The sequence below is a fragment of the Aeromonas sp. ANP5 genome (assembly GCF_963870295.1).
Lineage (GTDB): Bacteria > Pseudomonadota > Gammaproteobacteria > Enterobacterales > Aeromonadaceae > Aeromonas > Aeromonas veronii.
Map to the genome: position 1 here is coordinate 17,135 of NZ_CAWMRY010000053.1, position 11,512 is coordinate 28,646.

10 protein-coding genes are annotated in these 11,512 nt (G+C 62.7%); 3 read left to right on the forward strand and 7 right to left on the reverse strand.

Annotated features, from left to right (window positions below):
• Positions 1–16: 16 nt before the first annotated feature.
• The 7 genes from panB to thpR all read right to left on the reverse strand — a co-directional run bounded on the left by panB (position 17) and on the right by thpR (position 6,011).
• Positions 17–811 carry a 3-methyl-2-oxobutanoate hydroxymethyltransferase gene (gene panB / locus AACT07_RS20930; RefSeq protein WP_042063124.1) on the reverse strand — a complete coding sequence of 265 codons (795 nt, stop codon included), beginning with the start codon at positions 809–811 and terminating at the stop codon, positions 17–19.
• A complete protein-coding gene (folK, locus tag AACT07_RS20935; protein ID WP_005354659.1) occupies positions 808–1,317 on the reverse strand; it encodes a 2-amino-4-hydroxy-6-hydroxymethyldihydropteridine diphosphokinase in 510 nt (169 codons plus the stop codon). Before folK ends, panB begins: the two co-directional genes overlap by 4 nt.
• 11 nt (positions 1,318–1,328) lie before the next feature.
• Complete coding sequence (gene pcnB / locus AACT07_RS20940) at positions 1,329–2,795, reverse strand: polynucleotide adenylyltransferase PcnB (protein ID WP_005335642.1); 1,467 nt, start codon at positions 2,793–2,795, stop codon at positions 1,329–1,331.
• A gap of 344 nt (positions 2,796–3,139) precedes the next feature.
• The gene (gene gluQRS, locus AACT07_RS20945) at positions 3,140–4,048 is read right to left on the reverse strand and encodes a tRNA glutamyl-Q(34) synthetase GluQRS (protein ID WP_069529861.1); all 909 of its coding nucleotides are present in this window, start codon (positions 4,046–4,048) and stop codon (positions 3,140–3,142) included.
• 111 nt (positions 4,049–4,159) lie between these two features.
• Positions 4,160–4,609: an RNA polymerase-binding protein DksA gene (dksA, locus tag AACT07_RS20950; RefSeq protein ID WP_005335644.1), complete on the reverse strand. Its 450-nt coding sequence runs from the start codon at positions 4,607–4,609 to the stop codon at positions 4,160–4,162.
• A 119-nt stretch (positions 4,610–4,728) separates the two neighbouring features.
• Positions 4,729–5,472 (reverse strand): DNA/RNA nuclease SfsA, encoded by a 744-nt coding sequence (gene sfsA / locus AACT07_RS20955; RefSeq protein ID WP_019444756.1) that lies wholly within the window; start codon positions 5,470–5,472, stop codon positions 4,729–4,731.
• The gene (thpR, locus tag AACT07_RS20960) at positions 5,469–6,011 is read right to left on the reverse strand and encodes an RNA 2',3'-cyclic phosphodiesterase (RefSeq protein WP_069529863.1); all 543 of its coding nucleotides are present in this window, start codon (positions 6,009–6,011) and stop codon (positions 5,469–5,471) included. The genes sfsA and thpR overlap by 4 nt, the downstream gene beginning before the upstream one ends.
• Positions 6,012–6,189: 178 nt before the next feature.
• Here thpR and hrpB point away from each other — a divergent pair, with 178 nt between their 5' ends.
• The 3 genes from hrpB to gloA2 all read left to right on the forward strand — a co-directional run bounded on the left by hrpB (position 6,190) and on the right by gloA2 (position 11,489).
• Positions 6,190–8,637 (forward strand): ATP-dependent helicase HrpB, encoded by a 2,448-nt coding sequence (gene hrpB / locus AACT07_RS20965; RefSeq protein ID WP_069529865.1) that lies wholly within the window; start codon positions 6,190–6,192, stop codon positions 8,635–8,637.
• A gap of 73 nt (positions 8,638–8,710) precedes the next feature.
• Complete coding sequence (gene mrcB, locus AACT07_RS20970; protein WP_069529867.1) at positions 8,711–11,029, forward strand: penicillin-binding protein 1B; 2,319 nt, start codon at positions 8,711–8,713, stop codon at positions 11,027–11,029.
• A 58-nt stretch (positions 11,030–11,087) separates the two neighbouring features.
• Positions 11,088–11,489: an SMU1112c/YaeR family gloxylase I-like metalloprotein gene (gene gloA2, locus AACT07_RS20975; protein WP_005362902.1), complete on the forward strand. Its 402-nt coding sequence runs from the start codon at positions 11,088–11,090 to the stop codon at positions 11,487–11,489.
• Positions 11,490–11,512 lie beyond the last annotated feature (23 nt).

An 11,512-nucleotide genomic window follows, 5' to 3' on the forward strand; every position in this document is an offset into this window, starting at 1 on the left:
CATGCAACCGCCAGGATCAGTTGAAGCAGTGCTCCGGGCCGGGGAAGCTCCCCTCGCTCACCTGCTGGACATAGAGGCGGATGGCGGCACGCACATCGCCGGTCTCGGCCAGGAAGTTCTTGGTGAACTTGGGCACATAGCCGGAGGTGACGCCAAAGGCATCGTGCATCACCAAAATCTGACCATCGGTCGCGGGGCCGGCACCAATGCCGATCACCGGGATGCGAAGCGCCTTGGTGATGCGCTCGGCCAGCGCAGTGGGCACACACTCGAGCACCAGCAGCTGGATACCGGCCGCTTGCAGTTCGAGGGCCTGACGGTAGATCTCCTGCGCCTGAAACTCATCGCGCCCCTGCACCTTGAAGCCGCCAAAGACATGAACGGATTGCGGAGTGAGGCCGAGGTGACCGCACACCGGCACCCCGTTGCGGGTGAGGTGGCGGATGGAGTCACACAGCCAGTCGCCCCCTTCCATCTTCACCATGCGGGCACCGGCCGCCATCAGGCGGGCAGCGTTCTGGTAAGTCTGCTCGGGGGTGGCGTAGCTCATGAACGGCATGTCGGCGACCACCAGTGCCTTGCTGGCACCGCGCGCCACACAGCGGGTGTGATAGACCATCTCATCCATGTTGACCGCCAGGGTATCCTGACCCCCTTGCAGCACCATGCCCAGCGAATCGCCGATGAGCAGCACGTGGGCCCCCTCGTCGTCGAACAGCTTGGCAAAGGTGGCATCATAGGCGGTGATGGCGGTGAACTTTTGACCGTCCTGCTTCATCTTCAGCAGGCTGGCGGTGGTGATCTTGCTCATAGAGGCTCCTGTACGTCTGCACGCGGGGCAATGATGGCCAAATCATTGTGCGGGCAGCGGGCAACCAGTCGGGCGAGCGGGGTGCCGCAGGGCAGCACCAGAGCAGGCGCAATTTCGGCAAGGGGCAGCAGCACGAACTCCCGCTCCTTCATGCCGTAGTGGGGTACGATCAGGCGCTCATGGTTGATCACCTGATCCCCATAGAGCAGCAGATCGAGATCCAGAGTTCTCGGCCCCCACCGCTCATCTTTGCGCACACGTCCCTGTTCCAGCTCGATTTTTTGTAATTGATCCAGCAGCGCAAGGGGCGCGAGCCGGGTATTGAGCCGGGCCACGGCATTGACGTAGTCCGGCTGGTCAGCAGGCCCCATGGGGCGGCTGCTGTAAAACGACGAGGCCTCCACCAGCACAGATTCCGGCAACCTTGCCAAGGCGGCAACGGCACGACGAGCCTGACCCAGCGGATCAGACAGGTTGGAACCAATGGCGATGAAGACCTCGGTCATCACGTTTGTTGTCACTCGGCCACTTTCGGTTTGCGGCGACGGGGGCGACGACGGTTGCGACTGTTGCTGCTGCGCTTCTCGCCATCGTGGCTGCGAGCCTCGCCGCGCTCACCGCTGGCCGGGCGACGGGTCGCTTCCCGTTGCAGTTGCGGGCGCACATCAGGATTGGAGGCGACATAGCGCTCCCACCAGCTGGCCAGCTCGCCGAGACCGCGCTCAACCCGGTTGCGCAGCAACAGGAAGTCGAACGCCGCGCGGAACTTGGGATGCTCCATGGCGCGCTCGGGGTGCTTGCCCTGACGACGGGTCAGCCGCTGTTGCAGTGCCCAGATGTCGCGGACATCTGTGGTGAAACGGCGGGGAACGGCGATGATCCGCACCTGATTGTCCAGCACCTCGTTGATCGCCAGCATGAAGGCGTCATACCAGGGCAGGCCGCTCTCGTTCTCCAGCACCCGACCACGGGCCTCGACGCAGCCCCACAGCAAGGTGGCGTAGAGGAAGGCCGGGGTGACGCGTTTATCTTCACGAACGCGGGTATCGGTATCGATCAGTGCCTGCTCGATAAACTGCTCGTAGGGCGAGTTGCCGTGCGGGGTAAACAGCGCCGCCACTTGCGGGAAGAGCTGCTGGAACAGGCCATACTCGCGCAGCAGTTTGTAGGTCGCCAGACCGTCGCCAGCCAGAAACAGCTTGAGGGTCTCCTCAAACAGGCGGGCAGCCGGGATGTCTTGCAGCAGTGGCGCCAGCTCCTTGATGGGGGCGGCGGTTCGCGGGCTAATGGTCATATCCAGCTTGGCGGCGAAGCGCACGGCGCGCAGCATCCGCACCGGATCTTCACGATAACGGGTCTCGGGATCGCCGATCAGCTCAAGCTTGCGCTCGGCCAGATCTTCCAGACCCCCTTCGAAATCGTGCAGGGTGAAATCTTTGGCGCTGTAGTAGAGGGCGTTGACGGTAAAGTCGCGGCGCTCGGCATCCTCTTCGATGGTGCCGTAGACGTTGTCGCGCAGCAGCATGCCTTCATCAGACTGGGCCGACACATGTTTGCTGGTATTGACCTGATGGTGGTGACCCCGGAAGGTGGCCACTTCGATCACGTCACGACCAAAGACAATGTGGGCCAGGCGGAAACGACGGCCAATCAGGCGGCAGTTGCTGAACAGCGCCTTGATCTGCTCCGGCGTCGCATCGGTTGCGATGTCGAAATCCTTGGGCGTCTTCCCGAGCAGCAGATCCCGGACTCCGCCGCCGACCAGGTAGGCTTCGTAGCCGCCCTTGTTCAGGCGATAGAGCACCTTGAGTGCATTCTCGCTGATCTCTTTGCGCGAAATAGGGTGCTGATCACGGCTTAAGGTACGACGTTGACCGGCGACACGGGCTGGAATGGGGGATTCCACCGACTGCTCGCCGTCTTCCTTGCCGAGCACCTTGCGGCAAAAGTTTGCGATCTGGGAAAAAATGGTACACCTCTTCATGACTTCTAAATTGACGGGAGGCCAAAAAATAGCGGCCTATCATAGCTCACGCCTAACCAAATGAAAAACCGTGCTGACAATTGATCCCGCATGAAACCGTCTGCCAGCGAAAATAGCGGTCTACCTGTGCATAGCTCACGCCTGACCAAATGAAAAACCGTGCTGACAATTGATCCCGCATGAAACCGTCCGCCAGCGAAAATAGCGGTCAATCTGCACATAGCTCACGCCTGACCAAATGAAAAACCGTGCTGACAATTGATCCCGCATGAAACCGTCTGCCAACGAAAATAGCGGTCTATCAGCGCCCAGCTCACGCCTTATTACACGAAAACCGGCTCTTTTTACTCAAGGTCCAGCGGGATTTTCTCGCTGGCGGGCACCCGTTCTAGCTGCCAGTTGGCGATGCCCCAGCCGATGATCTCGTCGATCCGGCTTGCCATCAGCTCGGGCGGCGGGCACTGGCCGAGGAAGTGCAGCGCCTGCCACAGTGCCGGGCGCACCTCATCAAGCGCCAGCGCAGGCGCATGGTTCTGCTTGGAGAGCTTGTTGCCATCTGCCAGCACCGCCAGCGGCAGGTGCACCCAGTCGGGCACCGGTGCCCCCAGGGTCTGGTAGAGGGCAATCTGGCGCACCGTGGGCTCCAGCAGATCGGCGCCGCGCACTATCTCGGTGATGCCGCTGTCCATATCATCCACCACCACCGCCAGGTTGTAGGCGTAGAGTCCGTCGCGGCGGCGGATAATAAAATCCTCCTCGGCGAGCGCCGTAGGGACCGCGATATGGCCCTGCAAGCGATCGTCGAAGTGGTAGACCGGATGGTGCTGGCGCAGCCGGGCAGCGCAACCTTCGGCCGCAAGCCCGAGGGTGCGGCAGTGGCCGCTGTAGAGACCGCCCGCGGCCATGATTTCGCGCCGGGTGCAACGGCACCAGTAGAGATCCCCCGCCCGGTAGAGCTGGTCGATGATCTCGTCATAGCGGCCGTGGCGCGCGCTCTGGAACATCACCTCCCCATCCCACTCGAGGCCATATGCCTCAAGGGTCTTGAGGATCAGGGCCGCTGCCCCCGCCATCTCCCGCGGCGGATCGATATCCTCGATGCGCACCAGCCAGCGTCCCTGCTGCGCTCTGGCCTGCAAAAAGCTGCCGAGGGCGGCGATCAGCGAACCGAAATGAAGCGGGCCTGAGGGTGAGGGGGCAAAGCGGCCCACATAGGGACGTGCAAAGGGTGAGGACGGGGGATTCACTGGCATGACTGTTCGGGTAAGCGATTCATTGAGGCTGCATTCTGGGGCGCGACCGCCAAAAGCTCAATAAAAAAGGGAGCCCGCGAGCTCCCTTTTTCATATACCAGAGGGTCGGGATCAACCGGCCATCTGTTTTTCCTTGATCTCGGCCAGCGTCTTGCAATCGACACAGAGGTCGGCAGTCGGACGGGCTTCCAGACGACGGATACCGATCTCGATACCGCAGTGTTCGCAGTAACCGAAATCATCGTCTTCAAGCAGCTGCAAGGTCTTCTCGATCTTCTTGATCAGCTTGCGTTCACGGTCGCGGGTACGCAGTTCAAGAGCGAACTCTTCTTCTTGCGCGGCACGATCCACGGGATCCGGGAAGTTGGCAGCCTCGTCTTTCATATGGTCGACGGTACGATCAACTTCCTGCATCAGTTGGTTGCGCCAGGCACCCAGGATCTTGCGAAAATGCGCCTTTTGTTGGTCATTCATGTACTCCTCACCCGGCTTTTCCTGGTAAGGCGCGACACCCGCAATGGCCAGGGGGCCCAGAGATTTCCTGTTTTCGCCTGTTGGCATGCCCTGTCTCCTAATTCAGCACGCTACCCGTGCCATCCATAAATTGAGGGCGACATCTATAGCAGAAGGGTAACGGGTAAGCAAACGAGCCGTACCAATAATGTTACCCACTCCAATATTTATGCACTCCCCTCGGGTAACAGGTGACCAGATTCAAACGGGATAAACCCTTGAGCCACCATGCCTTGCACCCCAACATGGGGCCGATAGCATAAAATTTCAACCCCCGCCGCGATTGCCTGCTCAATTAGCAGACTATAGTGCGGATCTATATGGGTTGCAGGGCGCATCCGGCTTATTCCGGAGTGCAACACCATAAAGAGCAGCACGGCCCTGTGGCCCGCCGCTTTCATCGCCATCAACTCGCGCAAATGCTTGGCACCACGGGCGGTGACCGCATCGGGGAAGTAGCCCATGCCAGCCTCCTCCCGCTCGTCGAGCAGGGTGACCGATTTTACCTCGATGTAACAATTGCCCTTCTCGTCATCTTCCAGCAACAGATCGATGCGACTGTTCTCTTCGCCATACTTCACCTCGGTGCGCAACCGGCTGTAACCCGCCAGCGGAGCGATAGCCTCCTGCTCGATCAGCTCCCGGGCAATCTGGTTGGCGCGCGCCGTGTTGACGCAGATAAAGTGGCCCGCCGGGCTCTCGGCGATCTCCCAGCTGTTGGGCAGCTTGCGCTTGGGGTTATCGGAGGTGGAGTACCAGACCCGGGTGCCCGGATCGGCACAACCGGTCATGGCACCGGTATTGGCGCAGTGGATAGTGATGACCTCGCCGTTATCGAGTTGCACATCGGTCAGAAAGCGCTTGTAGCGGGCCACCAGCTGGCCCGATTGCAGGGGGGGATCAAAGATCACGGGTTAGCCCTCCGCGCATCTTCTTTTACCCGGGCACGCAGCGGCCAGCAGGCAAGCGGCTCATAGCGCACCCCGTCCGGAGTCGAGATGGATTGATAGAGGCAGAACTCATCGGCTTGCAGCAGAAAATTTGGGGCTGGCAGGATGGCCGGTGCCTCACCCGCCTTGCGCGACAGGGTGACATGGGGGCGATAACCCTGCTCGCCATTGCCAAGACGCAGCTTCTCGCCGTGGCGGCGCAGCGCCTTCGCCAGCACGGTCAGCTCGTTGGGCCACTCCTTCGGGCCAATCCAGGCTGCCTTGGCCCGGCTGAACCAGCCGGTCTCATCCAGCCTGATGAAGAGCGGCGGACAGTGCTGACGCTCCACGGCGGCGATCAGGCGGCGGGTGGTCAACTCGTCTGCCTCACCCAGAAAGGCGAGGGTCAGGTGGAGGTTGGCTTGCGGCACCGGCTGACCGGGCCAGGGCTGCTGATCGCGCCAGGCGATGAGCTCGGGGGCGAGCTCCTTGACGGGCAGGGCAAAGAAGAGTTTGGCCATGTGGTGATAATGCCTTTTTCACGCTCATTGGATGGGCCCATTCTATGGCAGCCATCCGGCCATGTCTCGCCACCCTCCCGCCCGAGTGACCATCTCCGCACATCCACTCACGGTGGTGCGGGTGGCTGTGGCAGAATAGGCGCCGTTTTACCGGTTGCCACAAAAGGTGCTCATCGCTTTGTCCCAGCTCCCCATCGTTTCGGTATTACCCGAACTCTTTGCCGCCCTCGACAGCCACACCAGCGTGATCCTGCAGGCGCCACCCGGCGCGGGCAAATCGACCCTGCTGCCGCTGGAGCTGGTGCGTCAGAACCGGCTGCCCGGCCGCATCATCATGCTGGAACCAAGGCGCCTGGCTGCGCGCAATATCGCCACTTTTCTGGCCCGTCAGCTGGGGGAGAAGGTGGGCGAGCGCATCGGCCTGCGGGTGCGTGGCGAGAGCCGCACCAGCGCAGCAACCCGGCTCGAGATCGTCACCGAAGGGGTGCTGACCCGGATGTTGCAGCAAGACCCGGAGCTGACTGGCGTCTCGCTGGTGATCTTCGATGAGTTCCATGAACGCAGTCTGCACGCCGATACCGCATTGGCCTTCGCTATCGAGAGTCAGCAGGGATTACGCGATGACCTCAAGCTCCTGGTGATGTCCGCTACCCTGGATGGCATGGCACTCGAGACCTTGCTGCCGGATGCCCCTGTGGTTCGCTCCGAGGGGCGTGGTTTCCCGATCGATTACCACTACCGCCCCGCCAATCGCCAGCAGTGGCTGGAGCCGCAGGTCGGCGCCGTGGTGCTCGAAGCGCTGGCCGAGCAAGATGGCAGCCTGCTGGTCTTTCTGCCGGGACAGGGTGAGATCGAGCGGCTGGCGCAATGGCTGGCAGACAAACTGCCGGACGACGTGACCCTCGCCCCCCTCTACGGCCGCCTCGATATGGCTGCGCAGCAGGCGGCCATCGAACCGGCGCCTGCGGGCCGCCGTAAGCTGGTGCTCACCACCAATGTGGCGGAGACCTCCCTCACCATCGAAGGGGTCTCTGTCGTTATCGACAGCGGGCTGGAACGACGGGCTTCCTTTGATCTGAAAAGCGGCGTCACCCGACTGGAGACCCGCCAGATAGCCAAATCCTCCGCCACCCAGCGGGCAGGCCGCGCCGGTCGCCTCGGCCCCGGTATCTGCTACCGGCTCTGGAGCAGCGAGGTGCAGGAGCGGCTCGCCGAGCAGAGCCCGCCAGACATCCTCACTCAGGAGCTGACCGGCCTGCTGCTGGACGCCGCCCAGTGGGGGGCAAAGGTGGAAGATCTGCCGCTTCTCGATATGCCTCCCGCCGCCGCGGTGGCCAGCGCCCAGCGGCTGCTGGTGGCCCTTGGCGCCATGAAGCCGGAGGGTGAGCAACAACTCACTCCCGCTGGCCGCGCCATGGCCGCCTTCGGTACTCACCCTCGTCTCGCCCGCATGCTGCTGCGCGCCCGCGAGCTGGAGTCCGAGAGTCTGACAGGGATTGTCGCCGATGCCGCTTATCTGCTGGCGTTGCAGGAAGAAGATCTGCGAGGATCGGAGCGCCTCTCTGTGCTGTTCCACCGCCGTCAAAGTGCCCTGCGCCAGGGAGCGGCCCGCTGGTTTGAACGGCTTGGCGTACGCCCTGCCAGTGCGCAAGGTCAGTGGCTCGGGCTACTCTGCGCCCTCGCCTGGCCGGATCGCATCGGCAAGCTACGCAGCGGCAGTCGCTATCAACTCAGTGGTGGGGTGAGCTGCGATCTGGTAGAAGGTCATCCCTGTCAGGGACAAGGGACGCTGATCGCCATCGAGATGGGGCAGAACGATCACGGCAGCCGCATCTTTATCGCCGAACCGGTCGATCTGGACGAGCTGGTACGCCTGCTGCCGGAACTGGTAAGCGAACGGCAGTGGTTCGACTGGGATGAGCGGGAAGAGCGGGTTCGCGCCGAGCGCCAGCAGGTGATCGGCGAGCTGGTGCTGAACCAGCGACCGCTGACCGAACTCTCTGACGAGCAGAAAGGGCGCTGCCTGCTGCAAGGCATTCGCCGCAAGGGGCTGCATGTGCTGCCGTGGGACGAGAGCAGCGAAGGGCTGCTGGCCCGCCTGCGCTGCGCCCGCGACTGGCTGCCCGATGAGGGGTGGCCCGCGATGGATGACGAGAGCCTGCTGGCCACGCTGGAACAGTGGTTGCTGCCAGCGGTGAGCGGCATGACCCGGCTGGAGCAGTTGAAAAAGCTCAACCTCGGCGACATCCTGCGCCAATCCCTGCCCTGGCCGTTGCCCAAACGGCTGGACGAGGCACTGCCGAGCCACTTTGCGGCGCCGACCGGCAGCCGGGTGCGGATCCGCTATCAACCGGGGCAGGCACCGGTAATCCCGGTGCGCATTCAGGAGATGTTCGGGCAAGGTTCGACCCCCAGCGTGGCCGATGGCCGGGTACCGCTGGTGGTGGAGCTGCTCTCCCCCGCCCAGCGACCGCTGCAGATCACCGCCGATCTGGCCGCCTTTTGGGCTGGCTCTTACGAGCAGGTGAAGAAAGAGATGAAGGGGCGCTATCCCCGCCACTACTGGCCGGATAACCCGCTGGAAGCGATGCCGACCAAGGTCACCAAGAAGAAGATGGGCATCTAGGTTCGACGGGTTAATCCCGCTCGGACGTTCGCGAATGCGATATAACAAGTAGAAAGGAAAGCAAAGAGGATTTATGGCAACCCAACGACGCAAGCGCGCCCCCAAGAAAGCGCCACCCAAGCGTACCATCTGGCGCAAGCTGTTCTGGCTTGGCTTCAAGCTCTCCCTGGTGGTGGCGGCCTTTATGGTGGTGTTTGGCATCTACCTCGATACCAAGGTGCGCGAACGCTTCGATGGCGAGAAGTGGCAGCTGCCGGTGATGGTCTACAGCCGTCCGCTGGAGCTCTACCCCAGCCAGCGCCTGTCGCGGGACCAGATGCTGCGCGAGCTCAATATGCTGAGCTACAAGCAGGTGCGCCAACCTCACACGCCGGGTGAATACACCATCAACGGCAACCGCATCGAGCTGATTCGCCGTCCGTTCGAGTTCTATGACGGCGCCGACGGAGCCCGTGGCCTGCGCCTCACCTTCAACGGCCCGCGTCTTGAGGGGATCCAGTCGCTGGAGAACCAGCGCCAGCTCGGTTACGCCCAGATGGACCCGGTGCTGCTCGATCGCCTCAATACCGAAGATCGGGAAGATCGCCTGCTGGTGCGTATCGCCGAAGTGCCCGACAGCCTGCTGGTGACCCTGCTCACCACCGAAGATCGCGACTTCTACCAGCATGGCGGCGTCTCGCCGGTGGCCATCATGCGGGCCATGTTCGCCAACCTGATCGCGGGTCGTACCGTGCAGGGGGGCAGTACCCTGACCCAGCAGCTGGCCAAGAACTTCTTCCTGACCCGTGAACGCAGCCTGTGGCGAAAACTGCAGGAAGCCTACATGGCTGTGCTGATCGACTATCGCTACAGCAAGGACGAGATCCTGGAGTCCTACCTCAACGAGGTCTATCTGGGGCAGAACTTCTCGCAAGGGGTCTACGGCTTCGGGCTTGCCTCCTACTTCTACTTCGGCATTCCGGTCAACGAGCTGGATATCGATCAGGTGGCCCTGCTGGTCGGTCTGGTGAAAGGCCCCTCCTATTACGACCCATGGCGCTTCCCGGAGCGGGCCAAGACCCGCCGTGATCTGGTGTTGAAGCTGCTGATGGATCACGGCAGCCTGACCCAGGCCGAATATGAGCTGGCCAGCCGCCAGCCCCTCGGCATCATCGCCCGCGGCCAGATGAGTTATGGCCGTACCCCGGCCTTTATGGGACTGCTCAAGCGAGAGATCCAGAGCCGCTTCGGCGCCGATCTGCTCAAGCAGTCTGGCCTCAAGATCTTCACCAGCCTCGACCCCATCGCCCAGCACGCGGCCGAGCGGGCGGTCGAATCGGGCCTCGCCGATATCGAGAAACTGCGCGGCAAGAAGAAGCTGGAGGCGGCCATGGTGGTCTCCGACTGGCACAAGGGCGAAGTGGTGGCGCTGGTGGGTGGCCGCGATCCCCGCTACGCCGGCTTCAACCGGGCGCTGGATGCCCGCCGCCAGATCGGTTCTCTGGTGAAACCGGCGGTCTACCTCACCGGTCTCTCCAACGGTCTGACGCTCGCGACCCCGCTCAAAGATCAGCCGATCCGCATTCGCGGTCAGGATGGTCAGGTCTGGACGCCGCAAAACTATGATCGCAAGTTCCGCCAGAGCGTGCCGCTGATGGATGCGTTGGCCAGCTCCCTCAACGTGCCGACCGTCAATCTGGGTCTGCAGGTAGGGCTGGAGAAGGTAGTCGACACCCTGCACAAGCTGGGAGTCCAGCAGGAGATCCAGCCCTACCCGTCGCTGGTGCTGGGGGCGGTCGCCCTCTCCCCGCTGGAGGTGAACCAGATGTATCTGCCCATCGCCAATCAGGGGCTCACCCAGCCGCTGTCGGCCATTCGCGCCGTGGTGAACGGCGATGGCAGCCTGCTCTATCAGCATGATCAGACCGCCAAACGGGTCACCGACCAGCAGGCAAGCTGGCTGACCCTGTTCGCCATGACCAAGACGGTGAGTCAGGGTACGGCCCGCGCGCTCAGTGCCAAGTTCCCGGGCGCCACCATGGCGGCCAAGACAGGCACCACCAACGAGCTGCGCGACTCCTGGTTTGCCGGGATGGACAACAACGAACTGGTCAGTATCTGGGTCGGTCGCGACGACAACACCCCGGCGGGCTTGACCGGTGCCAGCGGTGCCCTGCAGCTCTTTAGCGGCTACATGAGCCAACGCGGCGTCAACAGTCTGGGATTGAAGATGCCGGAAGGGGTCACCTGGGCCAACTTCTCCCGCGCCAGCGGCACCCGCGTCACCAGCGACTGCCCGGGCAGCCTGCAGGTGCCGGCCAAAGCCTCCACCATGGGCTCCCCGGCCGGTTGCGCCAGCAGTGCGACGCCACGCAGTGCGCTGGATGACTGGTTCGGCGGTTTCTTCAACTAGATCAACGACACGGGCAGCGCAGGCTGCCCGTTCACTATGCTGCTGACAAGGAAACACCATGACCTTTCCGCTGTTTGACGCCATCCACCATGTGGCCATCATCGCCAGCGATTACCCACGCTCGCGCCACTTCTACCACGAGGTGCTGGGGCTGCCCATTATCGCCGAGACCCTGCGCGAAGCACGTCAATCGTGGAAACTGGATCTGGCCCTGCCGGACGGCAGCCAGCTGGAGCTGTTCAGCTTCCCCTCGCCTCCCGAGCGCCCCTCCCGCCCCGAGGCGTGCGGCCTGCGCCATCTTGCCTTTCGGGTCAGCGATCTTGACCGGGTCATCGCCCATCTGCTGGCCCATCGGGTCGAGGTAGAGCCGGTACGGGTGGACGAGCTGACCGGCAAGCGCTTTACCTTCTTCGCCGACCCCGACGGCCTGCCGCTGGAGCTCTACGAAGCGCCGCGCTGAGCCTGAGTCGGTCAAACAGTCGG